Raw genomic sequence first — 26228 nt, 5'->3', positions numbered from 1 at the left:
GGCCTGTGCGGTCGCAACGCCAGAACTGAAAAACCGCGCTCAGCGCGCAGCCGCGAACGTGCCGAAGGCGCTGACCACCTCGGGCGGCGCCTGCACCATCTCGATCAGCACGCCCTCGCCCGCGATCGGAAATTCGTCGTTCGCCTTCGGGTGCAAAAAGCAGATGTCGAAGCCGGCCGCGCCCTTGCGGATGCCGCCCGGCGCAAAGCGCACGCCCTGCGCCGTGAGCCATTCGACCGCCCTGGGCAGGTCGTCGATCCACAGGCCCACGTGGTTCAGCGGCGTGGTGTGCACGGCCGGTTTCTTTTCGGGGTCCAGCGGCTGCATCAGGTCGACCTCGACCTTGAACGGGCCCACGCCCATCGTGCAGATGTCCTCGTCGACGTTCTCGCGCTCGCTCTTGAACGTGCCCGTGACCTCGAGCCCCAGCATGTCGACCCACAACTTCTGCAGCCGCAGCTTGTCGGGGCCGCCGATGGCGATCTGCTGGATGCCCAGCACCTTGAATGGACGCGGGCTGGCGATGGTGTCGGTCATGCGGCACATCCTTCTTCGCTTGTCGCCTGGACCTGGCGGGCCCGGAGGCCGAGCCTGCGCAGCAGCACCGTGTCGGCCTCGACATCGGGGTTGCCGGTGACCAGCAGCTTGTCGCCGTAGAAGATCGAGTTCGCGCCGGCCATGAAGCACAGCGCCTGCACCGCATCGCCCATCTGCTGGCGCCCCGCCGACAGCCGCACGCGCGCCGTCGGCATGGTGATGCGCGCGACCGCGATCATGCGCACGAAGTCGAAGGGGTCGACCGGTTCCGAGTCGGCCAGCGGCGTGCCGGGCACGCGCACCAGGCTGTTGATGGGCACCGACTCCGGGTACGGGTCCAGGTTGGCCAGCTGCGCGATGAGCCCGGCGCGGTGCACAGGCGCCTCGCCCATGCCCACGATGCCGCCGCAGCACACGCTGATGCCGGCGCTGCGCACGTGGGCCAGCGTGTCGAGCCGGTCCTGGTAGGTGCGCGTGTCGACCACGTCGGTGTAGTACTCGGGCGCGGTGTCCAGGTTGTGGTTGTAGTAGTCCAGGCCCGCGGCCTTGAGCTGGTGCGCGTGGTGCGGCTCCAGCATGCCCAGCGTGGCGCAGGTCTGCAGGCCCAGGCCCTTCACGGCCTCGACCAGCACGGCCACCTTTTCCACGTCGCGGTCCTTGGGCGCGCGCCATGCGGCGCCCATGCAGAAGCGGGTGGCGCCGGCGTCCTTGGCGGCCTGCGCGGCGCGCACCACCTCGTCGACCTCCATGAGCTTCTGCGCCTTCACGCCGGTGTCGAACTCGGCCGACTGCGGGCAGTAGCCGCAGTTCTCGGGGCAGCCGCCGGTCTTCACCGACAGCAACGTGGCCAGCTCGATGTCGCCGGCGGGAAAGTGCTGACGGTGCACGGTCTGTGCCTCGAACAACAAGTCCATCAGCGGCTTGTCGAGCAGCGCCTGGATGGCCTCGACGGACCAGCGCACGTCGGCCGTCGGCGCCGTGGCCTTCGACGGCCGGTGCAGCGTGATCGCCTGTTGCAGCTCGGCGGCACCCATCAGTTGAACTCCATGATGATCTGGTCCACCGCGAGCGACTCGCCCTTGTTCGCGGAAATCTTGCCGACCACGCCGTCCTGCGTGGCGAACAGCACGTTCTCCATCTTCATCGCCTCGATCACCGCGAGCTTCTCGCCGGCCTGTACGTGTTGTCCCGGCTGCACCGCCACCTCGACCAGCAGGCCCGGCATCGGCGACATCAGGAACTTGCTCAGGTCCGGCGGCGCCTTGTAGGGCATCAGCGCCAGCAAGCGCGCGCCCAGCGGCGACAGCACCATCGCCTCGATCTGCGTGCCGTCGTGCGACACGCGCAGCGCCAGCGGGTTCTTGCCCGCGCCGCGCTCCACCTGCGCGGTGAAGGGCTTGTCGTTGACCATGCCCGTCACGCGTATCGCACCCAGCGCAGAGCTGCTGTCGATCTTGTAGCTCTTGCCGGCCACGGACACCGCGCTCGCACCGGTCTTGCCCTGGAAGTCGCTGACCGACACCGGGTGGTGCACGTGCTTGCCTTCGGGCCCCATCTCGACCACCACGAACTGCTCGCCCACCTTCACGCCGTGGCCTTCGAGCTGACCGCTGATGCCCGAGGCACGCGCGCGATAGCGGCGGTGCACGTAGGCCGCCAGCGCGACCAGGAACGACGGATCGGTGTGCGGCACGTCTTCCGCGTGGAAGCCCTTGCCGTAGTGCTCGGCGATGAAGCCGGTGTTGAAGTCGCCCGCCACGAACTTCGGATGCGCCAGCAGCGCCGCCTGGAACGGAATGTTGCTGCTCACGCCACGGATCACGAAGCCGTTGAGCGCCTCGCGCATGAGGGCAATCGCATGCTGGCGGTCCTTGCCGTGCACGATGAGCTTGGCGATCATCGAGTCGTAGTACATCGGGATCTCGCCGCCGTCGTACACGCCCGTGTCCACGCGCACGCCCTGCAGATGCTCGGTGTCGCTCGCGAACATGGTCTGTGCCGGCGGCTGGAACTTCACCAGCCGGCCGGTCGAGGGCAGGAAGTTGCGGAACGGGTCTTCGGCGTTGATGCGGCACTCGATGGCCCAGCCGTCGCGCTTCACCTGCTCCTGCGTGAGCGGCAGCGGCTCGCCGGCCGCCACGCGAATCATCAGCTCGACCAGGTCCAGCCCGGTGATGCATTCGGTCACCGGGTGCTCCACCTGCAGGCGCGTGTTCATCTCGAGGAAGAAGAAGCTCTGGTCCTTTCCGACCACGAACTCCACCGTGCCCGCGCTCTGGTAGTTCACCGCCTTGGCCAGCTGCACGGCCTGCGCGCCCATCGCCTTGCGCGTGGCGTCGCTGATGAAGGGCGAAGGCGCCTCTTCGATCACCTTCTGGTGGCGCCGCTGAATGGAGCATTCGCGCTCGTTCAGGTAGATCACGTTGCCGTGCGAATCGCCCAGCACCTGGATCTCGATATGGCGCGGCTCCTCGACGAACTTCTCGATGAACACGCGGTCGTCGCCGAAGCTGTTGCGCGCCTCGTTGCGGCACGAGGTGAAGCCCTCGAAGGCTTCCTTGTCGTTGAAGGCCACGCGCAAGCCCTTGCCGCCGCCGCCGGCCGATGCCTTGATCATCACGGGGTAGCCGATGCCATGCGCAATCTCGACGGCGCGCTCGGCCGTCTCGATGGCGTCGTTCCAGCCTGGAATCGTGTTGACCTTGGCTTCGTTGGCGAGCTTCTTGGACGCAATCTTGTCGCCCATCGCCGCAATCGAGTAGTGCTTGGGCCCGATGAAGACGATGCCCTCTTCCTCGGCCTTGCGGGCGAAGGCTTCGTTCTCCGACAGGAAGCCGTAGCCCGGGTGCACCGCCTCGGCGCCCGTCTGCTTGCAGGCCGCGATGATGCGGTCGGCCTGCAGGTAGCTCTCGCGGCTGGGCGCGGCGCCGATGTGCACGGCCTCGTCGGCCATCTCGACGTGACGGGCTTCCTTGTCGGCGTCGGAGTAGACGGCGACGGTGAGGATGCCCATCTTCTTGGCGGTCTGGATGACGCGGCAGGCGATTTCGCCGCGGTTGGCGATCAGGATTTTCTTGAACATGTTCTTCTTCTCCGTCCCGCTCAGAGCGGAATGTTCCCGTGCTTGCGCCACGGGTTCTCGAGCTTCTTGTCGCGCAGCATCACCAGCGAGCGGCAGATGCGCTTGCGCGTTTCGTGCGGCAGGATCACATCGTCGATGTAGCCGCGTGCGCTGGCCACATAGGGGTTCGCAAAGCGCGCCTTGTATTCGGCTTCGCGTGCAGCCAGCTTCTCGGGGTCGTTCTTGTCCTCGCGGAAGATGATTTCCACCGCGCCCTTCGCGCCCATCACCGCGATCTCGGCGCGCGGCCACGCAAGGTTGACGTCTCCGCGCAAATGCTTCGAAGCCATCACGTCGTAAGCGCCGCCGTAGGCCTTGCGCGTGATGACGGTGATCTTGGGCACCGTGCACTCCGCGTACGCGTACAGCAGCTTGGCGCCGTGCTTGATGATGCCGCCGTACTCCTGCCCCGTGCCGGGCATGAAGCCGGGCACGTCGACGAACGTGACGACGGGGATGTTGAAGCAATCGCAAAAGCGCACGAAGCGCGCGGCCTTGATGCTGCTCTTGATGTCCAGGCAGCCCGCCAGCACCAGCGGCTGGTTGGCCACGATCCCGATGGTCTGGCCCTCCATGCGCGCGAAGCCGATCACGATGTTCTTCGCGTACTCGGGCTGCAGCTCGAAGAAGTCGCCGTCGTCCACCACCTTCAGGATCAGTTCCTTGATGTCGTAGGGCTTGTTCGGGTTGTCGGGCACCAGCGTGTCGAGCGAGTAGTCGGGCCGGTCGGCCGGGTCGCCCTGGCCGTTGTTGCCCAGGCGCACCGGCGGCTTTTCGCGGTTGTTCAGCGGCAGGTAGTTGTACAGGCGGCGCAGCATCATCAGCGCCTCGACGTCGTTCTCGAACGCCATGTCGGCCACGCCGCTGCGGGTGGTGTGGGTGATGGCGCCGCCCAGTTCCTCGGCCGTTACGCTCTCGTGCGTCACGGTCTTCACCACCTCGGGGCCGGTGACGAACATGTAGCTCGAGTCCTTCACCATGAAGATGAAGTCGGTCATGGCGGGCGAATACACCGCGCCGCCCGCGCACGGGCCCATCACCATGCTGATCTGCGGCACCACGCCCGAGGCCATCACGTTGCGCTGGAACACGTCGGCGTAGCCGCCCAGCGACGCCACGCCTTCCTGGATGCGCGCGCCGCCCGAGTCGTTCAGCCCGATGACCGGTGCGCCGACCTTCATGGCCTGGTCCATCACCTTGCAGATCTTCTCGGCATGGGCTTCGCTGAGCGCGCCGCCGAACACGGTGAAGTCCTGGCTGAACACGAACACCAGGCGCCCATTGATCATTCCGTAGCCGGTGACCACGCCGTCGCCGGGAATCTTATGCTCGGCCATGCCGAAGTCGACCGAGCGGTGCTCGACGAACATGTCCCACTCTTCGAAGGTGTTGTCGTCCAGCAGCAGCTCGATGCGCTCGCGCGCGGTGAGCTTGCCCTTGGCATGTTGCGCGTCGATGCGCTTCTGCCCACCGCCGAGGCGCGCCTTGGCGCGGCGCTGTTCGAGTTGTTCAATCAGTTCTTGCATGGTGTGTTCCGAAGCTGTGGTCCTGAATTGCTTTGCGATGTGATCTGCAACCGTCAAGGGCGCGCGGTGATGGCCGCCGCCGCGAGCAGGCTGCGCGCCGCCGTGGAGGCCGGCAAGCTGCCCTGCGCCACCTGTTGCGTGAGCTGCGGCAGGAGCTCGCGCACCTGCGGGTGGTGCCTGAAAGCCTGTTTGAGCCCGGCGTCGATGCGCTCCCACATCCACGCGGTGGCCTGCTTTTCGCGGCGTGTGGCGAGCTTGCCGTTGGCGGTCTGCAGTTGCCTGAACTGGGTGACGGCGCTCCAGAAGGCGTCGACGCCGGTGCCTGCGAGCGCGCTGAGCTGCAGCACCTTGGGCAGCCAGAAGCGCACCTCGGCGCCGCTGTGCGCGTCGTGCACCGCATGCGCGTGGTCCGGGTTGCCCTGGTGGCCGAACAGCCGAAGGGCGGAGGTGATCTGCGCCTGCGCGCGCGTGGCGGCGTCCTTGTCGATGTCGGCCTTGTTGATGACCACGAGGTCGGCGATTTCCATCACGCCCTTCTTGATCGCCTGCAGGTCGTCGCCGGCGTTGGGCAGTTGCATCAGCACGAACATGTCGGTCATGCCGGACACCGCCGTCTCCGACTGGCCCACGCCCACGGTCTCGACGATGACCACGTCGTAGCCCGCGGCCTCGCACACCAGCATGGCCTCGCGCGTCTTCTCGGCGACGCCGCCCAGCGTGCCGCTCGACGGGCTCGGCCGGATGTAGGCGCGCTCGTGCACCGACAGGCGCTCCATGCGTGTCTTGTCACCGAGGATGGAGCCGCCCGACACGGTGGACGAGGGGTCGATGGTGAGCACCGCCACGCGGTGGCCCTTGTCGATCAGCAGCAGTCCCAGGGTTTCGATGAAGGTCGATTTGCCGACGCCGGGCACGCCCGAGATGCCGAGACGAAAGGAGTTGCCGGTGCGCGGCAGCAGCGCGGTGAGCAGCTCGTCGGCCTGCGCGCGGTGGTCGGTGCGCGTCGATTCGAGCAGCGTGATGGCCTTGGCGATGGCACGGCGCTGCGCCATGCCGGGCGACTCGGTCAGCGCGCTTTCGAGGCCCTGCACGGTGTTCAGCACGCACCCTCCGACCGCACCGACGGCTCCGACGCCACTCGCCAGCGGTAGTGCAGGTCGACGCCCTCCTCGCCTTCGAGCACGAAACCGTGCCGCAGGTAGAAACGGTTGGCGTCACTCTCCACCAGCGCGGTGAGCGCGATGTCGCGCTGCTGTTCGCGCGCCTGCGCCTTGGCCCAGTGCAGCACCCATTCGCCGATGCCCAGGCCCTGGAAGCCGGTGCGCAGGTAGAGATGGTCAAGGCGCAGCGCGTCGGCGCCCTCGGGCTTGAGCGTGACGAAGCCCACGCGCTGGTCGCCGTCGAGCACGATGTGGTGCATAAAAGGCACCACGAAACCCGCGCTCAGGCGCTCGCGCGAACGCTCGGGGTCGAAGCGGCCCACGCGTTCCAGGCTGGGGCGCATCGCATCCACACGCAAGGCCAGCATGGCCTCGAAATCGCTGGAATCCACCGGCTGCAGCGACAGCCGCGACAAGAGATCGCTCACGTCGATGCTTTTCTTCAGGCCGCGACGGCCGCGCGAATCTGCTCCAGCACGTCCTTGGCGCTGGCCGGAATGGGCGTGCCCGGTCCGTAGATGCCCTTGACGCCGGCCTCGTACAGAAAGTCGTAGTCCTGCCGCGGAATCACGCCGCCGACGAACACGATGATGTCGTCCGCGCCCTGCTTCTTCAGCTCTTCGATGATGGCCGGCACCAGCGTCTTGTGGCCGGCGGCGAGCGTGCTCACGCCCACGGCATGCACGTCGTTCTCGATGGCCTGGCGCGCACATTCTTCGGGTGTCTGAAAGAGCGGGCCCATGTCGACGTCGAAGCCCAGGTCGGCGAACGCGGTGGCCACCACCTTGGCGCCGCGGTCGTGCCCGTCCTGCCCGAGCTTGGAGATCATCACGCGCGGGCGGCGGCCCTGTTCTTCTGCGAAGGCGTTGATCTCCGTCTTCAGCGCTTCCCAGCCTTCGGCCGAGTCGTAGGCGGCTGCGTACACACCGGTCACCTTCTGCGTGTCCGCGCGATGGCGCCCGTAGATCTTTTCGAGCGCGTCCGAGATCTCGCCCACCGTGGCGCGCAGGCGCACGGCATCGATGCTCAGCGCCAGCAGGTTGCCGGTGCCGTTCTCGGCGGCGTCGGTCAGCGCGTCGAGCGCGGCCTGCACCTTGATGGTGTCGCGCGAGGCGCGAATGGTCTGCAGCCGCGCCACCTGCTGGTCGCGCACCCTCACGTTGTCGATCGACAGGCTGTCGATCGCGTCTTCGGTCTTGAGCTTGTACTTGTTCACGCCCACGATCACGTCGCGGCCGGAGTCGATGCGTGCCTGCTTCTCGGCCGCCGCCGCCTCGATCTTGAGCTTGGCCCAACCGCTGTCGACCGCCTTGGTCATGCCGCCCATGGCTTCGACCTCCTCGATGAGGGTCCAGGCCGCGTCGGCCATGTCCTGGGTGAGCTTCTCCATCATGTAGCTGCCGGCCCAGGGGTCGATCACGCTGGTGATGTGCGTCTCTTCCTGAATGATCAGCTGCGTGTTGCGCGCGATGCGCGAGCTGAACTCGGTGGGCAGCGCAATCGCTTCGTCCAACGCGTTGGTGTGCAGGCTTTGCGTGCCGCCGAACACCGCGGCCATCGCTTCGATGGTGGTGCGCACCACGTTGTTGTACGGGTCCTGCTCGGTCAGGCTCCAGCCCGAGGTCTGGCAGTGCGTGCGCAGCATCAGGCTCTTGGGGTTCCTGGGCTCGAACTCTTTCATGATGCGGCACCACAGCAGTCGCGCCGCGCGCATCTTGGCCACTTCCAGGTAGAAGTTCATGCCGATGGCCCAGAAGAAGCTCAGGCGCCCGGCGAAGCCGTCCACATCGAGGCCCTTGGCCAGCGCGGTCTTCACATACTCCTTGCCGTCGGCCAGCGTGAAGGCCAGCTCCAGCGCCTGGTTGGCGCCGGCTTCCTGCATGTGATAACCGCTGATGGAGATCGAGTTGAACTTGGGCATGTGCTGCGCCGTGTACTCGATGATGTCCCCGATGATCCGCATGCTCGGCGCGGGCGGAAAGATGTACGTGTTGCGGACCATGAACTCCTTGAGGATGTCGTTCTGGATGGTTCCGCTCAGCAGCTCTTTCGACACGCCCTGCTCTTCGGCCGCGACCACGTAGCCGGCCAGCACCGGCAGCACGGCGCCGTTCATCGTCATCGAGACACTCACCTTGTCGAGCGGGATCTGGTCGAACAGAATCTTCATGTCCTCCACCGAATCGATCGCCACGCCGGCCTTGCCGACGTCGCCGGTTACGCGCGGGTGGTCGCTGTCGTAGCCGCGGTGGGTGGCGAGGTCGAAGGCCACGCTCACGCCCTGCCCGCCGGCGGCCAGCGCCTTGCGGTAGAAGGCGTTCGATTCCTCGGCGGTGGAGAAGCCCGCGTACTGGCGGATGGTCCAGGGGCGCACCGCGTACATGGTGGCCTGCGGGCCGCGCAGGTAGGGCTCGAAGCCGGGGAGCGTGTCGGTGTATTTCAGGCCCTGCAGGTCGGCCGCGGTGTACAGCGGCTTGACGGTGATGCCGTCGGGCGTGATCCAGTTCAGCGCGCTCACGTCGCCACCCGGCGCGGACTTGGCGGCGGACTTGGCCCAGGCACCGAGGTCGGCGGGCTTGAAGGTGGGTTCGGGAGTGCTGCTCATGAGGGGGCCGTTCGCAGTGTCTGCTGGGTATTCGCAAATTCGCCTGCACGGATTTGCAAGCCGGGCGCGAGTCTAACCCATCCATAATTATTAATTCAAACGTCTTTTTTGAAGTACAGTCCGGCCCATGTCCGCCGTCACCCTCACCCCCCGCGCCCTCTATGAAGAGGTGGCCGAGCTGCTGCGCCAGCGGATTTTCCGGCGCGAGCTGGAGCCCGGCAGCTGGATCGACGAGCTCAAGCTGGCCGAGGAATACGGCATCAGCCGCACGCCGCTGCGGGAAGCGCTGAAGGTGCTGGCGGCCGAGGGCCTGGTGACGATGAAGGTGCGGCGCGGCGCCTACGTCACCGAGGTGTCCGAGCAGGACCTGGCCGACGTGTACCACCTGCTCTCGCTGCTGGAGAGCGACGCCGCGGGCGTGGTGGCCGAGCGCGCCACCGACGCGCAACGCGCCCAACTCAAGGCGCTGCACGCGGAACTCGAGGCCGCGGCCACGCCCGAAGACCGCGAGCACTTCTTCGCGGTGAACGAGCGCTTCCACATGCAGCTGCTGTCCATCGCCAACAACAAGTGGCGCGACCAGATGGTGGCCGACCTGCGCAAGGTGATGAAGCTCAACCGGCACAACTCGCTGCTGAAGGCCGGCCGCATCGGCGAATCGCTGGCGGAGCACCGCGCGGTGATGGCGGCCATCGAGGCGCGCGATGCCGACGCCGCCATGGCCCGCATGCGGGAACACTTTCAGAACGGCCTCGAAGCCGCTGCATAGGTTCGCCTTGCGCTTCAGTCCAGGTTGAGGGTGCCGGCCTCGCCAGCGATGCGCTGGGCGGTTTGCAGCAGCAGCGGCACGATGCGCGCCACCATCGCGTCCTTGGGCAGCAGGTAGGCCGGGCCGCCGCAGCTGACCGCGTAACGCTCGCCACCCGGGCCCTTGAGCGCAAAGCCGAGCGCGTGGATGTGCGGATTCCAGTCGCCGAAGGAGCCGCAGTACCCGAACCGCGCGTACTCGTCGAGGCCGGCCATCAGGCGCGGCTCGATGGCGCTCCAGTTTTCCCCGCTTTCCAGCCGGATCTGCTCCAGCAGAACCGCCTGCTCGGGCTCGGGCAGCGAGGCCAGGTAGGCCCGGCCGGCGGCCGAGGTCGCGATGGTCATGCGCGTGCCGACCTCGATGCGCGAACTGATGACCACCGAGCGGGGCCGCAGCGAGTCGATGACCAGGATGTCCACGTCGTCGCGCACGCCCAGGTGCACGCTCACCCCGGCCGACTCCGACAGCTGCGCCAGGTAGGGCCGCGCCATCGTGCGCAGATCGAAATGCCGCAGGTAGCGGCTGCTCATGTCCAGCAGCGCCGGGCCCAAGCTGAAGCGTTCGCTGTCCTGGGACTGTCGCAAGTACCCGGCGCTCACCAGCGTGGCGGTGAGCCGGGACACCGTGGCCTTGGGGATGCCGGTGGCGTCCGCCAGTTCGCGATTGCCTGTGGGGGCCGCCGCCATGCCTATGACCTTCAGCAGGGCCAGGCCCCGGGCGAGCGCACTTACCTCTTCTTTGCCGCCAATCGCGTCATTCATGTATCCGAACCTTTTTTATTTCCCTGAACTCCTTATTTTTCAGCAAAAAACGGTTGACGCGCCACTTATCAAGAAGTAGCGATTTTGAAACGATGTTTCAGTTCGAAGGAATGCACGGCCGCAAAGGCCGTGGCTGGCCTGTTCCGGCTCAGGCGGCCTGGGTGACAGCTTCGTGCGCCAGGGCCATGACTTCGTGCGCCGGACGCGTCTTGAGCTTGTGGTCGCTCCAGACCTGGCGCCAGCGGCGCGCGCCCGGCAGGCCGTTGCGCAGGCCCAGCATGTGGCGCGCGATCGACCACCAGTTCGTGCCGTGCTCCGCCGCGTCGCGGGCCATGTAGTCGCACATCAGCGACTCGACCTCTTCGCGCGTCAGTGGCTGCGGCGCGGCGCCGTAGAACTCGGCGTCCCACTCGGCCAGCCACCACGGGTTGTGGTACGCCTCGCGCCCCACCATCACGCCGTCGAGCAGGCGCAGGTGCTCATGCACTTGCGCGTTGACCGAGATGCCGCCGTTGATCGAGAACTTCAGCGCCGGAAAGTCGTGCTTCAGCCGGTGCACCAGTTCATAGCGCAGCGGCGGAATCTCGCGGTTCTGCTTCGGGCTCAAACCCTGCAGCCACGCATTGCGCGCATGCACGATGAAGGTCTCGCAACCCGCCTCGCTCACCTTGCCGACGAAGTCGCGCACGAACTCGTAGCGCTCGATCTTGTCGATGCCGATGCGGTGCTTCACGGTGACCGGAATGTCGACCACGTCGACCATCGCCTTCACGCAATCGGCCACCAGTTGCGGCTCGTTCATGAGGCAGGCGCCGAACGCGCCGCGCTGCACGCGCTCGCTCGGGCAGCCGCAGTTGAGGTTGACCTCGCCGTAGCCCCATTCCTCGCCGAGCTTCGCGCAGTGCGCCAGGTCGGCCGGCTCGCTGCCGCCGAGTTGCAGCGCCAGGGGGTGTTCTTCGGCGTTGAAGCGAAGGTGCCGGGGCACGTCGCCATGAATCAGCGCGCCCGTCGTCACCATCTCGGTGTACAGCAGCGCTTGGCGCGACAGCAGGCGATGGAAGTACCGGCAGTGGCGGTCGGTCCAGTCCATCATCGGCGCGACGGAAATGATTTTTTCTCTTGAATTCAACAACTTATCGCGATCATTCATACGCTTGGAACCCCTCGTGCGCACGCTCGTGTGATCGGCTGCAGCGGGCCGGGTAGTTTCGCACGCGAGGGCGTTTCAAGGGTTCGCATACAGAGAGAGCCCATCGATCCGGGCCTTCGAGTCCTTCATGGCAGCCAAGCGCGGGCAACACCCCGGACGGCCCCACATTACGACACGATCAAATCGCAATGGTTGATCCAATGCGTCAATCGGCGATATGATGCCTTCATTCAACTGTCAGGCACCGCCACCACCTCGATGGATCTAGACCTCACCGCCAGCCAGGCCGCATTCCGCGACGAAGTCCGCCGCTTCGTGAAAGAGCGGCTTCCCGCCGACATCCGCGAACGCCTTCGCCTGGGCCATCCGCCGCGCAAGCAGGACACCGTGACCTGGCAGCGCATCCTCAACAAAAAAGGCTGGGCCGCGCCGCACTGGCCGCGCGAGTTCGGCGGCGCCGAGCTCGGCCAGGCCGAGCGGCTCATCCTGCTCGACGAGCTGTTCCGCGCGCCCGCCCCGCTGCCGCAGGTGTTCAATGTCGGGATGCTCGGTCCGGTGCTGCTGAAGTTCGGCACCGAGGCGCAAAAGCGCTTTTTCATGCCCAAGCTCGCCAACCTCGACATCTGGTTCTGCCAGGGCTTTTCCGAGCCCGGTTCGGGCTCGGATCTGGCCTCGCTGCGCACCTCGGCCAAGCGGGAAGGCGGCGAGTACGTCGTCAACGGCCAGAAGATCTGGACCACCACCGCGCACCTGGCCGACTGGGTGTTCGCGCTGGTGCGCACCGACAACGAAGGCAAGAAGCAGCACGGCATCTCGTTCCTGCTGGTCGACCTGCGCACGCCGGGCATCACGATCCGCCCCATCACCTCCATCGACGGACAGCACCACCTCAACGAGGTGTTCTTCGACGAGGTGCGCGTGCCTGTCGACAACCTGGTCGGCGAAGAAGGCCGCGGCTGGGACTGCGCCAAGTACCTGCTGATGAACGAACGCACCGGCATCGCCAACGTGGGCCTGTGCCGCGAGCGGCTCGACTACGCCCGCGAACTCGCCGGCAAGCTCACGCAGGCCGGCAAGCCCCTGCTCGACAGCCCGAAGCTGCGCAGCGAAATGGCCATGCTCGACGCCGAGATCCGCGCACTGGAAATCACCAACTGGCGCTTCCTGCTGTCCCCGGACACGGCGCAGAAGAACCCTGGCTTCGCTTCCGTGCTGAAGCTCAAGGGCACCGAGCTGCAGCAGGACATCGCCCTGTTGCTGCAACGCATTGCGGGCCCCTCGGCCATGGAGCGGCGCCCGCACGACGGCGACGGCGCCGACCATTGGGCCGGGCCGCTGGCCATGCGCTACTTCTACAGCCGCGCGGCCAGCATCTACGGCGGCACGAGCGAGGTCCAGAAGGACATTCTTTCCAAGACGATCCTGGGGTAGGTCACGATGAACTTCGAACTCAATGAAGAGCAGCAAGCGCTTCAAGGCAGCCTCGCCCGCCTGATGGGCGATGTCTACGGCTTCGAGCAGCGCCGCGCCGTCGCGGCCACGCCGGCGGGCTGGAGCCAGCCGGTGTGGCAGCAACTGGCCGAGCTCGGCCTGACCGCCCTCCCCCTGCCGCTGGCGCACGGCGGCTTCGGCGGCGGCGCGGTCGACCTGCTGCCGGTGATGCAGGAGCTGGGCCGTGCGCTGTCGTTGGAGCCCTTCCTGTCATCGATCGTGCTGGGCGCCACCGCCGTTCGGCTCGCAGGCGACGACGCGCTGCAGGCGCAACTGCTGCCCGACGTGGCGAGCGGCGAAGTGCGCCTGGCCTGGGCGCACGACGAGGAAGGTGCGCGCCAGGCCCCGCTGTGGATCGAGACCGCGGCGCGCCTCGACGGCGGCCGGTGGCTGCTCGACGGCGCCAAGTGCAACGTGCTGCACGCCACCGCCGCGCACCGCTTCGTGGTCAGTGCTCGCGTCGCAGGCGCGCCCGACGACGAGCGCGGCATCGCGCTGTTCCTGGTCGACGCCAACGCCAAGGGCTTGGCCTGCCGGTCGCACCGCATGGTCGACGACACGCCGGGCGGAGAGCTCCGCTTCCAGGCGGCTGCGGCCCTGCCGCTTGGCGATCCGCGCGATGCCGCCGCCGGACTGCGCGCGCTGGCGGGCACCCTTGCAATGGGCACCGCGGCCGTGTGCGCCGATGCCGTCGGCGCCATGGAGTCGGCCTACAAGCTTGCGATCGACTACCTCCATACCCGCAAGCAGTTCGGTCGCCTGATCGGCGAAAACCAGGCCCTGCGCCACCGTGCGGCGGAGATGCTGGTGAGCCTGGAGATGTGCCGCAGCATGGCCATGGCCGCGGCGCTGGCCGCCGACGACCTCGACGCGCCCGATGCGCACGCCGACCTCGCCCGCGCCAAACTGATGATCGGCCGCCACGGCCGCGGCCTCTGCCATGCCGCCATCCAGGTGCACGGCGGCATCGGCATGACCGAGGAATACGCCGTCGGCCACTGCCTGCGCCGCGTCACGCTGATCGATCAACTCTTCGGCGACATGGACGCGCAGGCGGCAAAGCTGGCGGCCATGGCATGAACGCAGCGCCGGGCCGCCCCAAGCAAGCGCGCACCGCAGCGCGAAGCACGAAGGCACGTCAATGAGCGACCCGGTCTTCGAGACGATCCGCTGGGACCTGTCGGGCCCGGTGCTCACGCTGACCTTGTACCGCCCCGAGAAGATGAACGCCATGACGCGCGCAATGCGGCGCGAGCTGTGCCGCGCGCTCGACCTGGCCGACGCCGACGACGCCGTGCGCGCCATCGTTTTCACCGGCGCGGGCCGCACGTTCTGCGCCGGCTTCGACCTGTCGGAAGGCAGCCGCGCCTTCGACACCGCATCGCCGGCACGCGCGCCCGAGCCCGGCGACGAGGCAGGCCGCGACGGCGGCGGTGTGCTCGCGCTGCGGCTGTTCGCCTGCACCAAGCCGCTGATCGGCGCCATCAACGGCGCGGCCGTCGGCATCGGCGCATCGATGCTGCTGCCGATGGACGTGCGCATCGCATCGAGCGACGCGCGCTTCGGCTTCGTCTTTGCGCGCCGCGGCATCGTGCCCGACGCGTGCGCCAGCTGGTTCCTGCCCCGCGTGGTGGGCATCTCGAAGGCGCTCGCGTGGAGCCTGGGCGGCCAGGTGTTCGACGCCGCCGAAGCCTTGCGCGGCGGCCTGGTGAATGAGGTGTGCGAGCCCGCCGAACTGCTGATGCGCGCGCAGGCCCTGGCGCTCGACATCGCCGACAACGCCGCGCCCGTGTCGGTGGCGCTCACGCGGCAACTGATGTGGCGCATGCTCGGCGCCGTACACCCTATGGAGGCGCACCGCCTGGAAAGCGCGGCGCTGCAGGCGCGCGGCGGCTCGGCCGACACCGCGGAAGGCGTGGCCTCGTTCAAGCAGAAGCGGCCCGCGCGCTTCCCGGACAAGGTGAGCACCGGCATGCCGGGTTTCTATCCGTGGTGGACGGAACCGCCGTTCTCCGCCTGAAGGCCCGCGCGCCTTCGCCGAACACCGCTCCGCGCGCCGGACCGGGCGCTGATCCAGTTCGTTTCCACGGGCCTGCTCCAGCGTGCTCGCAACCTTCGTCGTCGCCTCCTGCATGGGGGGTACCACCCTTGCCACGGCGGCGGGGCGAGACTTATCATATGTTGAACCATTGACAACAGCGGTACTTTTTGGACCGCAGACCCCGGAGACACGACGACATGAGCCAGGTGATCCTCGACCAGCGCAGCATGGCGCAGGGCGCGCTGATGCAGCGCGCCCTGCGTGCCGCGCGCGGTTTCGATGCGGCGGGCGTGCGCGAGGGCGACGCCGTCGCGCTGCTGCTGCGCAACGACTTCGCCTTCTTCGAAGCGCAGCAGGCCGCCGCCGCGCTCGGCGCCTATGCGGTGCCGATCAACTGGCACGGCAAGCCGGAGGAAGTGCTCTACATCGTGGGCGACGTCGAACCCAAGGTGCTGGTCGGGCATGCCGACCTGCTGGCGCCGATTCGCGAGCGGATTCCCGTCGGCACCATCGTCATTACCGTGCCGACGCCGCCCGAGGCCGCACGCGCCTTCTCGCTCGCGCCCGAGGCGACGCAGCCGCCCGCCGATGCGACCGAATGGAACGCCTGGCTCGAGGCCTTCACCCCCTGGGACGGCCCGCCGCGCCGCAGCCGCGCGACCATGATCTACACCTCGGGCACCACCGGGCGCGCCAAGGGCGTGAAACGCAATGCGGCCACGCCGGAACAGGCGGCCGCCTACGTCGACCTGCTGCGCAGCGTCTACGGCCTGCAGCCGGGCGTGCGCGCGCTGATCGGCGGGCCGCTGTACCACGCCTCGCCCAACGCCTATGCGCGCCAGGCCCTGCCGATCTGCGACGTGCTGGTGATGCAGACCCGGTTCGACGCCGAGGCCGTGCTCGCCGCCATCGAGCAGCACCGCATCAGCCACATGGTGGCCGTGCCCACGATGTTCGTGCGCATGCTCAAGCTGCCCGAAGACGTGCGCCGGCGCTACGACCTGAGTTCGCTGAAGTGGGTGACGCACACCGGCGCGCCCTGCTCGGGCGAAACCAAGCGCGCGCTGATGGACTGGTGGGGCCCGGTGGTCTACGAAACCTACGGCGGCACCGAGGTCGGAACCGCCACGCTCAGCACGCCCGAAGACGGGCTGGCGTTTCCGGGCAGCGTGGGCCGCCTCACGCCCGGCGCGCGCATGGCGCTCTACGGCGAAGACGGCCGGCCGGTGGCGCCCGGCGAGATCGGCGAGATCTTCGTGCGCGTGCCCGCCTATGCCGACTTCACGTACCACAACCACCCCGAGAAGCGCCAGGAAGTGGAACGCGACGGCCTCATCAGCTGCGGCGACGTCGGCTACGTGAAGGACGACCACCTCTACCTGTGCGACCGCCGCTCCGACATGGTGATTTCCGCCGGCGTGAACATCTATCCGGCCGAGATCGAGGCCGTGCTGCTGCAGTGCCCGCTGGTGCGCGATTGCGCGGTGTTCGGCATTCCCGACGAGGAAATGGGCGAATCGCTGGCGGCAGCCGTGGAGCCGATGCCCGGCACCGCGCCCGACGCCGCCGGTCTTCGCGCCTTTCTGGAAGCCCGCATCGCGAAGTACAAGGTGCCGCGCCGTTTCGACTTTCATGCCGCGCTGCCGCGCGAGGACAGCGGCAAGATCTTCAAGCGCCGGCTGCGCGATCCGTTCTGGCAGGCCGCGGGCCGGAAGATCTGACGTGCACGCGGCACACGACATGGGGCGGCGCCTCGCCGCCGCGCTGCAGCGCCATGCGGGGCTGCACGGCAGCGTCGACGACCTGCGCCGGCTCACCGGCGGCGCCACCAAGACGACCTGGTCCTTCGACCTGCTCACCGCCGGCGGGCGGCGCCCCATGATCCTGCAGCAGACGCCCGCCCCACCCCCGCCCACCGCCCGCGCGGCGCCCAAGCTCGATGCGGCCGAAGACGCGCGCCTGATGATCGCGGCGCGCGCGCACGGCGTGCCCGCGCCCACGGTGCTGGCCATCCTCGACGTGCACGACGGCCTCGAGCGTGGCTACGTCACCGAACGCATCGAGGGCGAGACGCTGGGCCGCAAGCTGGTGTCCGACCCGGCCTGTGCCGGCGCGCGCGGCGTGATGGCGGCGCAGTCCGGCGCCATCCTCGCGACGATCCATGCAATGCCGGTCGCCGACCTGCCCTTTCTGCAGCGGCTGTCGCCCGCGCAGGAGCTGGACGTGTACGGCGACCTGCTGGCGCGCACCGGATTTCGCCATCCCGCGCTCGCCTATGCGATGCAGTGGGTGCGGCAGAACCTGCCCACTGACTGGAACGACGCGCTCGTGCATTCGGACTTTCGCACCGGCAACCTGATCGTCGGGCCCGACGGCATTCGCTGCGTGCTCGACTGGGAGATCGCGCGCATCGGCGACCCGATGCAGGACCTGGGCGTGCTGTGCATGCGCACCTGGCGCTTCGGCGGCGAGGGCGAAGCCGGCGGCTTCGGTTCGCGCGAAGACCTGTACGCGGCCTACGAGCGTGCGAGCGGCACGCCGGTGGACCCTCGTCGCGTGCGCTTCTGGGAGGCGTTTTCCAACCTCAAGTGGGCCATCGGCTGCGTGCGGCGCGGGCTCTCGGTGCGCGCCGACGGCAGCCCCGCGAGCGTGGAACTGTGCGCGGTGGGCCGCCGCATGGAAGAGCCGCTGTGGGACTTCTTCCAACTCGTCGAGGACTGACCCGCATGCCGAACTCCGTACCCACCGCCGGCACCCTGCTGCAGGCGGCCGCCCGCTACCTCGAAGACGAATTGCTGCCCACGCTGGAGGGCTACCACCGCTTCCAGGTGCGCGTGACGCTGAACGTGCTGCGCATCGTGGAGCGCGAGCTGCGCCTGGACGGGCCGCAGGACGAGGCGGCGGCCTCGGCAGCGCGCCTCGCGCTGGCCGAGGCCATCGGGTCCGGCCAGGTCCCCATCGACGCCGCCCTGGCCGCGCAGCTGCGCCAAGGCCTGGGCGAGGCGCTCGCCATCAACAACCCCAAATGGACACACACCGAAAGCCCCCGATGAATTTCACCGAAGAACAGATGGCCTTTCGCGACGGCGTGCGCCGCATGGTCGAGCGGCACGTGGCACCCATTGCCGCCGAGATCGACGAGAACCACCGTTTTCCCGAAGAGCTGATTCCGATCTATGGCGACATGGGCCTGCTGCAGCTCTGGGTGCCCGAGGCATACGGGGGCCCCGGCGCCAACCTCACGATGGTGTGCATCGCGCGCGAGGAAATCTCTCGCGTGTCGGAGTCTTGCGCGCTCATGGCGGGCATGAACACGATGTTCGCGCTGCCGATCATGCATTTCGGCACCGACGAGCAAAAGACCCGCTTCCTGCCGCTGCTGGCCGAAGGCCGTACCGTCACGGCCATTGCCATCTCGGAGCCCGACTGCGGCAGCGACGTGGGCGGCATGCGCACGCGCGCCGTGCGCGACGGCGACAGCTACGTGCTCAACGGCCAGAAGCAGTGGTGCACCTTCGGCAGCCGCGCCGACTACATCCTGGTGTTCGCCAAGACCGGCGAGCGCGGCGGCGCCGACGACATCAGCCCGTTCATCGTGGACGTGAAGAACAGCAAGGGCCTCGCCTTCGGGCGCAACGAACGCAAGATGGGCATGAAGGGCACGATCAACGTGCCGGTGTACCTGGACAACGTGCGCGTGCCGGTGGAGAACCGTCTCGGAGAGGAAGGCAAGGGCTTTCGCTCGGCCATGCGCGCGCTCGACCTCAACCGCCCGGCCATCGCCGCTGCGTCGGTGGGCCTCGCACAAGGCGCGTTCGACGCAGCGCTGGCCTATGCCAAGCAACGCAAGCAGTTCAAGCGCGCCATCGTCGAGTTCCAGGGCATCCAGTTCATGCTCGCCGACATGGCCATGCAGATCGAGGCCGCGCGCTGCCTCGTGTACGAGACCGCGCGCCTGGCCGACATCGGCGACTGGGAGCAGTTGCCCAAGTTCGCGAGCATGGCCAAGTGCTTTGCGAGCGACATGGCCATGAAGGTCACGACCGACGCGGTGCAGGTGTTCGGCGGCTACGGCTATGTGCGCGACTACCCGGTCGAGAAGATGATGCGCGACGCCAAGCTCAACCAGATCTTCGAAGGCACGAACCAGATCCAGCGCGTGGTGATCGCGCGGGAGCTGATGCGCTGAACCGGCAAGCGTTGCCGGCGCAGGCCAGCCGGCGGGCCCTGCCCGCTCAGGCCAGCAACTGCCGGGCGATCATGTTGCGGTGGATTTCCGAGGCACCCTCGTAGATCCGCAGCACGCGCAGGTCGCGGTACACCCGCTCGACGATGGTGCCGCGGCAGTAACCCGAGCCGCCGAAGATCTGCAGCGCCTTGTCGGCGATGCGGCAGGCGGCTTCGGTGCAGATCACTTTCACCATCGAGGCCTTCATGCGCGCGTCTTCGCCGCGCGAGGCGCGCCACACGGCTTCGAACAGCACCATGCGCGCGGCATGCAAGTCCATCGCCATGTCGGCGATCATGTGCTGGATCGCCTGGTGCTCGCCGAGCGCCTGGCCGAAGGTGACGCGGGTCTTGGCGTGCTCGATGGTCTCGTCCAGCGCGATCTGCGCGGGGCCCAGCGCCTGGCAGCCGACGTTCAGGCGCCCTTCGTTCAGGCCCGACATCGCATACGACAGGCCGCGCCCTTCCTCGCCCAGCAGGTGCTCCACCGGGATGCGGCAGTCGGTGAAGGAAATTTCGCACAGGCTGTCATCCATCCAGCCCATGGTGGGCATCGTGCGCGTCACCTGGAAGCCCGGCGTGGTGGTGTCGAGCAGGAACGCCGAGATGCCCTTCTTGCCCGCAGAGCGGTCGGTCGAGGCCAGCACGGTGATCGAGTGCGCGTGGTTGGCGTTCGAGATGAAAGTCTTCACGCCGTCGAGCACGTAGTGGTCGCCGTCGCGCCGCGCGGTGGTCGTCATCTTGGCGGCGTCGGAGCCGGCGTGCGGCTCGGTGATCGCGATGCAGTTGCGCGAGCGGCCGGAGGCGATCTCGGGCAGCCACTTCTTCTTGATCGCTTCCGAGCCGTGGTCCACCACGATGTGCACGCCCGGGCCGAGCGCGGAGCGCACGAAGGGCCAGAACTGCGGCGGCAGGCGCGCCAGCTCGAGCTGCACCGCCACGCTGGTCAGGTGGTCGACCGGCATGCCGCCGTACGCCTCGGGAATGGACATGCCGTAGAAGCCCATCTCGCGCAGGGTGGTTTCCACCTGCTCGGGCACTTCGCCGGTCTCCTGGTAGCGCGTTTCCAGCTTCAGCAGCGCATCGACGGCGTCGCGCGTGGCAACTCGCATCTCTTCCGCTTCGGGGGGCAGGTCGAAATCCATGATATCTCCTTTGGTAGAACCATTGATTATGACGCACCCGCGTGCCGAATGCACGCCTCAGCGGCGCATCACCAGGATCGCCTTGCCCGAGGTCTGCCGCTGCTCCAGTGCCGCGAGCGCGGACTGCGCGTCTTCGAAGTCGAACACCGAGGCCTCCAGCGGGCGCAGGCGCCCTTGCAGGTACCAGGCCTGGATCTCGTCGGCCAGTTGCCGGGCCAGGCCGGGGTCGCGCTTGCGCACCTCGCCCCACAACACGCCGACTGCCGACGCGTTGGCCAGCAGCAGGCGGTTGGCCGGCAACTGCGTGAGCGCGCCGCCCGCGAAGCCGACCACCAGCAGCCGCGCACCGAAGGCCAGGCAGCGCACGCTTTGCGCGCCGGTCTCGCCGCCGACCGGGTCGCAGACCACGTCGACACCGCTCGGCGCTAGCTTGCGCACCTCGTCGACCCACTTCGGGTCGGTGTAGTCGACGGCCGCGTCCGCGCCCAGTGCCACGCAGGCATCGCGCTTGGAAGCGCTGCCCGCGGTGGCGATCACGCGCGCGCCCATCAGCTTGCCCAGTTGCACCGCGGCGCTGCCGACGCCGCCGGCGCCTGCATGCACCAGCAGCGTTTCGCCGGACTGCAGCCGCCCCGCGTGGCGCAGCGCGTAGAGCGAGGTCGGGTAGTTGCCGCGCAGCGCCAGGGCCGCGCCGGGCGGCACGTCGACGGCGATCGGCATCGCCTCGGCGCGCGGCACCAGTGCGTATTCGGCGAAGCCGCCGAACTTGCCGACCGGCGTGGCGCAGGCCACGCGCGTGCCCGCGCCTTCGCCGCCCACGACGGTGCCCACGACCTCCACGCCTGGCGTGAACGGCAGCACAGGCCTGGTCTGGTACCGGCCTTTGACGGCAAGCGTGTCCAGGAAGTTGAGGCCCGCCGCCTCCACCTTCACCAGGTACTGGTCGTCCGCCGGCACGGGCACCGGCACTTCGGCCAGCCGCATCTGCCCCGGATCGCTCAGGGCTTCGACCCGCCAAGCCCTCATCGTCACCGCCACCGTCTCCGTCACCGCAGCGCAGCCCGGCCGTTGGTCAGCACGAGCACGTCGCGCTCCACCACGCGGGCACGAAAAGCGATGTCGCTGCCGTCGCGCCAGCCTTCGAGGCGGATAGTTTCGCCGGGATACACCGGCGCCGACAGCCGCGCGCGCATGGCCGACAGGCGCGTCGCATCGAAATCCGCATATGCCGCGACCAGGCCACGCCCGGCAATGCCCCAGGTCGCGAGTCCGTGCAGGATGGGCCGCGCAAAGCCGGCCTTGGCGGCGAACGCGGGTTCGGCGTGCAGCGGGTTGATGTCGCCAGAAAGCCGGTACAGCAAGGCCTGGTCGGCGCGCGTGGGCAGGTCGAGCACCAGTTCGGGCGCCGACTCGGGCATGGCCGCCGCAACGGGCGCTGCCTCGTCGGCCTGGCCGTCGGCCTTGGAGAATCCGCCGTCGCCGCGCAGGAAATAGACGCTCTCGACCGTGGCCAGCGGCTGCCGGTCGGCGTCGAAAAGCTCCTTTTCCACATGCAGGATCGCGCCCTTGCCTTCGCCCTTGTCGACCACCCGCGTGACGCGCGTGCGACCTGTCACCGTGCCCGAAGGCGGCAGCGGCGCATGCAGGCGCACCGACTGCTCGCCGTGCACGAGTTTCATGAAGGCGATGCCGATCTCCCTGCGCTCGCGCATCCAGAAGCCGGGCGAAGCCAGCACGGCGGCCATGGTGGGCAACGCCACCAGGTCTTTCTCGTACACGAAGCGCAACTGCTTCTCGTCGAGCGGGTCGGCGCCCATGCCCAGGCCGAGGGCGTAGAGCATGGTGTCCTTGGGGGTGTAGGCGTGGTGCACATCGCCGGATTGCCAGTCGCGTGCCTTGCGGTAGTCGAGCATCTGTTCTGCCTTCTCTTTGGGTGTGGGGCTGTGTGGTTCAGGCGGCGGCTGGCGGCCAGCGGAACTGGGCCGGCTCGCGCGCGGTGAAGCGGCGCACCGCCTCCTTGGCGTAGTCGCTGTTCGACGCCAGCGCCTGGCCTGCGGATTCGATGTCGAGCACGGTCTGCAGGTCGCTGGCCAGCGAGCCTTGCAGCGCCCGCTTGGAGATGCTCATGGCCACGGGCGAGGCCCCGGCAAAGCTCTGCGCTATGGCGCGGGCGCGCGGCATCAGGCCGTCGGCGGGCAGCACCTCCATGGCGATGCCCAGGCGCTGCGCCTCGGCCGCATCGATCTCGCGCGCCGAGAAAATCAGCTCCTTGGCGCGCTGCAGGCCCACCACGCGCGGCAGCGTGTAGAAGGCGCCCATGTCGGGAACGAGGCCGATGCGCTGGAACACCATGCACAGCCGCGCACGGTCGCTCAGCAGCACGATGTCGCACATCAGCGCGATGCTGAAGCCGGCGCCGAAGGCCACGCCGTCGACCGCCGCAATCACCGGCCGGTCGAGCGCCATCAGCTCGGTGCACACGCGCGTGTAGCGCGCCATGCCGGCGCGCCGTTGCTCGGGCGTGCGCGGACCGCCCTCGCCCATTGCCTTGACGTCGCCGCCGGCACAGAAAGCGCCGCCCGCGCCTGTGACGATGAGCACGCGCACCGCGTCGTCGGTGCGAATGCCGGCCAGCAGTTCGCCGAGTTCGTCGGCCATGGCGGGGCTGATGGCGTTCTTCGACTCGGGCCGGTCGAGTGTCAGCGTGGCGATGCCGTCCTCGACGGTGCAGGTCAGCGTCTTCATGCGGCGGGCTCCTCGCGCACCGAGATGGGGGTGCCGTCCACCATCACGTCGCAGTACTCCGACATGCTCAGCGCCGTGCGCCCCTCGCAGCGGTAGGTGGTGATGCCTTCGGTGATGCGGGTGTAGGCGCCCGGCACGCCGCTCGCGCTTTTATGGCGCAGCGGCACCATGGCGCCGACCTCGCCTTCGAGCGTGTAGCTGCGCTCGGCGGTGCGCACCTGCGCGGTGAAGCGCACCGGGTAGTACTTGTCGTCGTAGACGGTGGCGATGCGGCCGTCGATCACCGGCTCGTAGCGGCCATTGCGCAGCACGTTGCCGCTCACGTTGTTGGGCCGGCCGCCGCGCTGCCCCTTGACCGACAGCAGCACGCCGAAGTCGCGGTCGAAGGTGACGGGCAGCCATTTGTACCAATAGAAGCTGTGCCAGTGGCGCGGCCCCCACGACTTGTCGCGGTAGCCGAAGCCGTCGATGGGGTAACGCTCGCCGTCCACCGTGATGTGGCCGCGCACCGCCATGCTCTGCTCGGTGTGGCCGCGATAGACCGAATGCTCGGGGTCGACCTCGAGCCGGCTGCCGTCGAGCGCGACGATTTCGCCGCCGTGCATCGGCGAGACGCCTTCGTAGTCGAGCGCGATGCTCGCGCGGCGCTTGGGGTAGCGCTTGAAGGCGCTGCTCGGGTCGGCCATGGCGTGCGGGTCGTCCATGATCAGCAGCTCGCCCTCGTAGCTCACGCGCAGGCGCTTGAAGGGCTCGAGCACCTCGAAGCGCATGCCGCCGGCGTCCATCGCCTCGTTGTGGGCGATGGCCGGGCGGCCGTGCATGAAGCCGACGCGGCCGTCGGGCAGGTAGACGCAGCAGCTCATCTCCGCATGGCCTTCGTTGGGCCGGTTGCCCAGGCGCATCCACGCGCCGATGCCGCGCGCGGTGTCGAATGCATTGAAGTACATGCTCTCGTTGTAGTTGCCGGCGGCTTCGGGCGCGTGGGTGTATTCGTCCTGCGGGTCGAGGTGCAGTTTGCTGTCGGGGGGCATGTACATGGAGGTTTCCTTTTTCGGGGGGCAAGGGCTTCGGCGATGCACGCGCAGCACGGTGCGAAAACCGGACGACCCGCGGCGCCGCATGGGGGCGGCCCGTTCTAGAAGAACGATGCCGCGCGCGCGAGCTGCTGGCGGCACTCGGCCACCATGCGCTCCAGCAGCGCGGCGCAGGTGGGCACGTCGTCGATCAACCCGATCACCTGCCCGGCCCAGACCGGGCCGGCGTCCAGCTCGCCGGTTTCGAGCGCCGCCTTGCCGCGCGCCCCCGACACCAGCACACGCACATCCTCGAAAGCGCACCCGCCGGGCCGGCGCTCGGTCGCGATGACCTCCTCGGCCACCGCGTTGGCGAACACGCGCGCGGTGTTGCCCATGCTGCGGAACATCAGGCGCGTGTCGCGCTCGCTGCCGTTCACCAGCGCCTGCTTGATGCGGTCGTGCACCGGCGCCTCCTGCGTGCAGACGAAGCGCGTGCCCATGTTCACACCTTCTGCGCCCAACACCAGCGCGGCCGCCATGCCGCGCCCGTCGGCAATGCCGCCCGAGGCGATGACCGGGATCTTCAGCGCGCGCGTCGCGGCCGGAATCAGCACCAGCCCCGGCACGTCGTCCTCGCCCGGATGGCCGGCGCATTCGAAACCGTCGATGCTGATGACGTCCACGCCGCGCTTTTCGGCCGCCAGCGCGTGGCGCACCGAGGTGCACTTGTGCAGCACCGCGATGCCGTTGCGCTTGAGGAGGCCGACCACCTCCGCGGGCACGTTGCCGGCCGTCTCGACGATCTTCACGCCGCTCTGGACGATGGTCGCGAAGATGCGCTCGTAAGGCGGCGGGTTGACGCTGCGCAGCATCGTCACGTTCACGCCGAAGGGCTTGTCCGTCATGCCGCGGCAGCGTTCGATTTCGTGCGCCAGGTCTTCGGGTGTGGGCTGCGTCAGCGCGGTGAGCATGCCCAGGCCGCCGGCGTTCGAGACGGCCGAGGCCATCTCGGCGCGGCCCACCCACTGCATGCCGCCCTGCACGATCGGGTAGCGAATGCCCAGCAGTTCGGTCAGGCGAGTCTTCATGGCCCGCTGCTCAAAGGCTGATATGGAAGCCGCCGTTCACCCCCAGGTGCTGGCCGGTGATGTACGAGGCGGCATCGGACATCAGGAAGCACACCGTCTTCACCACCTCCTGCGGCGTCGACCAGCGGCCCAGCGGAATCTGCGCGAGCATGCCGTCGCGGAATTTCTCGCCGCGCACCACCTCGGTCATCGGCGTCTCGACCACGCCGAAGCAGATGGAGTTGGTGCGGATGTTGTGCTTGCCCCATTCGCGCGCTGCCGTCATCGTGATGCCCAGCATGCCGGCCTTGGCCGCCGCGTAGTTGACCTGGCCGATGGAGCCCTTGCGCCCCGCGTCCGACGAGATGTTGACGATCGCGCCGCCGGTGGTGTCGCCGCTCTTGGCGCGCGCCACCATGTGGCGGCCCACGGCCTGCAGCCAGAAGAAGGTGCCGGTCAGGTGCACGTCGATCACGTCCTGCCACTGCTGGGGCGTCATCTTCTCGATCATGGCCGGGCGGGTGATGCCCGCGTTGTTCACCAGGCCGTGCACGCCACCGAAGCGGGCGACGGCCGCCTCGACCGCACTGGCGGCGAGCGCGGCATCGGTCACGCTGCCGACCACCTGCTGCACCCGAGCGGCCGGCAACTCGGCCATGGCGGACTTCAGGCTGTCGGGGTTCAGGTCGAGCGCGACCACGTTGCCGCCCAGGTCGATGACCAGTTCGGCAATGGCCTTGCCGATGCCCTGCCCCGCGCCGGTGACGACGATGGTGCGACCTTCGAGAGTGACGAGATTCTGCATGGGATGTCCGCTCAATTTAGTTT

General features: G+C 68.2%; 24 protein-coding genes. 8 read left to right on the top strand and 16 right to left on the bottom strand.

The annotated features are described in order from the left end of the window. Positions 1–39: 39 nt before the first annotated feature. Genes ACSFA5_RS21665 through scpA form a run of 7 tightly spaced genes read right to left on the bottom strand, consistent with a single transcriptional unit; the run spans position 40 to position 8949 of the window. Positions 40–537: a VOC family protein gene (locus ACSFA5_RS21665; protein ID WP_435446106.1), complete on the bottom strand. Its 498-nt coding sequence runs from the start codon at positions 535–537 to the stop codon at positions 40–42. Further along, complete coding sequence (bioB, locus tag ACSFA5_RS21660; protein WP_435446105.1) at positions 534–1571, bottom strand: biotin synthase BioB; 1038 nt, start codon at positions 1569–1571, stop codon at positions 534–536. The genes ACSFA5_RS21665 and bioB overlap by 4 nt, the downstream gene beginning before the upstream one ends. Next, a complete protein-coding gene (locus tag ACSFA5_RS21655; RefSeq protein WP_435446104.1) occupies positions 1571–3619 on the bottom strand; it encodes an acetyl-CoA carboxylase biotin carboxylase subunit in 2049 nt (682 codons plus the stop codon). Before ACSFA5_RS21655 ends, bioB begins: the two co-directional genes overlap by 1 nt. A 20-nt stretch (positions 3620–3639) precedes the next feature. After that, on the bottom strand, positions 3640–5184 hold the full coding sequence (locus ACSFA5_RS21650) for an acyl-CoA carboxylase subunit beta (protein WP_435446103.1): 1545 nt from the start codon (positions 5182–5184) through the stop codon (positions 3640–3642). A gap of 53 nt (positions 5185–5237) precedes the next feature. After that, positions 5238–6287 (bottom strand): methylmalonyl Co-A mutase-associated GTPase MeaB, encoded by a 1050-nt coding sequence (meaB, locus tag ACSFA5_RS21645; protein ID WP_435446102.1) that lies wholly within the window; start codon positions 6285–6287, stop codon positions 5238–5240. Beyond that, entirely contained in the window at positions 6281–6772 is a 492-nt protein-coding gene (locus ACSFA5_RS21640; protein WP_435446101.1) for a GNAT family N-acetyltransferase, read from the bottom strand. The genes meaB and ACSFA5_RS21640 overlap by 7 nt, the downstream gene beginning before the upstream one ends. 14 nt (positions 6773–6786) lie before the next feature. Further along, the gene (gene scpA / locus ACSFA5_RS21635; RefSeq protein ID WP_435446100.1) at positions 6787–8949 is read right to left on the bottom strand and encodes a methylmalonyl-CoA mutase; all 2163 of its coding nucleotides are present in this window, start codon (positions 8947–8949) and stop codon (positions 6787–6789) included. 127 nt (positions 8950–9076) lie between these two features. Here scpA and ACSFA5_RS21630 point away from each other — a divergent pair, with 127 nt between their 5' ends. Continuing rightward, the gene (locus tag ACSFA5_RS21630; RefSeq protein WP_435446099.1) at positions 9077–9718 is read left to right on the top strand and encodes a GntR family transcriptional regulator; all 642 of its coding nucleotides are present in this window, start codon (positions 9077–9079) and stop codon (positions 9716–9718) included. 14 nt (positions 9719–9732) lie between these two features. On the opposite strand, the gene ACSFA5_RS21625 is transcribed toward ACSFA5_RS21630, so the two are convergent. Further along, on the bottom strand, positions 9733–10518 hold the full coding sequence (locus tag ACSFA5_RS21625) for an IclR family transcriptional regulator (protein WP_435446098.1): 786 nt from the start codon (positions 10516–10518) through the stop codon (positions 9733–9735). Positions 10519–10666: 148 nt separating this feature from the next. Next, positions 10667–11668, bottom strand: a complete 1002-nt coding sequence (gene dusA / locus ACSFA5_RS21620) for a tRNA dihydrouridine(20/20a) synthase DusA (RefSeq protein WP_435446097.1) — start codon at positions 11666–11668, stop codon at positions 10667–10669. Between the two features lie 258 nt (positions 11669–11926). On the opposite strand from dusA, the gene ACSFA5_RS21615 reads away from it, so the two are divergent. The 7 genes from ACSFA5_RS21615 (at position 11927) to ACSFA5_RS21585 (ending at position 19389) form a co-directional block, all read left to right on the top strand. Next, positions 11927–13099, top strand: coding sequence for an acyl-CoA dehydrogenase family protein (locus tag ACSFA5_RS21615; RefSeq protein WP_435446096.1), 1173 nt, complete (start codon positions 11927–11929; stop codon positions 13097–13099). A 6-nt stretch (positions 13100–13105) separates the two neighbouring features. Beyond that, positions 13106–14239, top strand: coding sequence for an acyl-CoA dehydrogenase family protein (locus tag ACSFA5_RS21610; RefSeq protein WP_435446095.1), 1134 nt, complete (start codon positions 13106–13108; stop codon positions 14237–14239). Positions 14240–14300: 61 nt separating this feature from the next. After that, positions 14301–15179 (top strand): enoyl-CoA hydratase-related protein, encoded by an 879-nt coding sequence (locus tag ACSFA5_RS21605; protein ID WP_435446094.1) that lies wholly within the window; start codon positions 14301–14303, stop codon positions 15177–15179. Between the two features lie 218 nt (positions 15180–15397). Further along, complete coding sequence (locus ACSFA5_RS21600) at positions 15398–16921, top strand: acyl-CoA synthetase (protein ID WP_435446093.1); 1524 nt, start codon at positions 15398–15400, stop codon at positions 16919–16921. A gap of 1 nt (position 16922) precedes the next feature. Further along, positions 16923–17921, top strand: a complete 999-nt coding sequence (locus ACSFA5_RS21595) for a phosphotransferase family protein (RefSeq protein WP_435446092.1) — start codon at positions 16923–16925, stop codon at positions 17919–17921. Between the two features lie 5 nt (positions 17922–17926). Further along, the gene (locus tag ACSFA5_RS21590; protein ID WP_435446091.1) at positions 17927–18253 is read left to right on the top strand and encodes a DUF6285 domain-containing protein; all 327 of its coding nucleotides are present in this window, start codon (positions 17927–17929) and stop codon (positions 18251–18253) included. Next, positions 18250–19389 carry an acyl-CoA dehydrogenase family protein gene (locus tag ACSFA5_RS21585; RefSeq protein WP_435446090.1) on the top strand — a complete coding sequence of 380 codons (1140 nt, stop codon included), beginning with the start codon at positions 18250–18252 and terminating at the stop codon, positions 19387–19389. The genes ACSFA5_RS21590 and ACSFA5_RS21585 overlap by 4 nt, the downstream gene beginning before the upstream one ends. Positions 19390–19435: 46 nt before the next feature. Here the strand turns inward: ACSFA5_RS21585 and ACSFA5_RS21580 are convergent, their stop codons facing one another. The 7 genes from ACSFA5_RS21580 to ACSFA5_RS21550 all read right to left on the bottom strand — a co-directional run bounded on the left by ACSFA5_RS21580 (position 19436) and on the right by ACSFA5_RS21550 (position 26205). Then, positions 19436–20572: an acyl-CoA dehydrogenase family protein gene (locus ACSFA5_RS21580; RefSeq protein ID WP_435446089.1), complete on the bottom strand. Its 1137-nt coding sequence runs from the start codon at positions 20570–20572 to the stop codon at positions 19436–19438. Between the two features lie 57 nt (positions 20573–20629). After that, the gene (locus ACSFA5_RS21575; protein WP_435446564.1) at positions 20630–21598 is read right to left on the bottom strand and encodes an NADPH:quinone oxidoreductase family protein; all 969 of its coding nucleotides are present in this window, start codon (positions 21596–21598) and stop codon (positions 20630–20632) included. 20 nt (positions 21599–21618) lie between these two features. Further along, positions 21619–22485, bottom strand: a complete 867-nt coding sequence (locus ACSFA5_RS21570; protein ID WP_435446088.1) for a MaoC/PaaZ C-terminal domain-containing protein — start codon at positions 22483–22485, stop codon at positions 21619–21621. Between the two features lie 37 nt (positions 22486–22522). Then, positions 22523–23317 carry an enoyl-CoA hydratase/isomerase family protein gene (locus ACSFA5_RS21565; RefSeq protein WP_435446087.1) on the bottom strand — a complete coding sequence of 265 codons (795 nt, stop codon included), beginning with the start codon at positions 23315–23317 and terminating at the stop codon, positions 22523–22525. After that, on the bottom strand, positions 23314–24354 hold the full coding sequence (locus ACSFA5_RS21560; protein ID WP_435446086.1) for a DUF7064 domain-containing protein: 1041 nt from the start codon (positions 24352–24354) through the stop codon (positions 23314–23316). Before ACSFA5_RS21560 ends, ACSFA5_RS21565 begins: the two co-directional genes overlap by 4 nt. 98 nt (positions 24355–24452) lie before the next feature. Then, complete coding sequence (locus ACSFA5_RS21555; RefSeq protein ID WP_435446085.1) at positions 24453–25421, bottom strand: NAD(P)H-dependent flavin oxidoreductase; 969 nt, start codon at positions 25419–25421, stop codon at positions 24453–24455. A 10-nt stretch (positions 25422–25431) separates the two neighbouring features. After that, positions 25432–26205: an SDR family NAD(P)-dependent oxidoreductase gene (locus tag ACSFA5_RS21550; RefSeq protein WP_435446084.1), complete on the bottom strand. Its 774-nt coding sequence runs from the start codon at positions 26203–26205 to the stop codon at positions 25432–25434. Positions 26206–26228: the final 23 nt, after the last annotated feature.

This window comes from Variovorax monticola (assembly GCF_051216855.1).
Lineage (GTDB): Bacteria > Pseudomonadota > Gammaproteobacteria > Burkholderiales > Burkholderiaceae_C > Variovorax.
The sequence above is the reverse complement of the archived record's forward strand: the minus strand, read 5'-3'. Positions and strand labels throughout refer to the sequence as shown.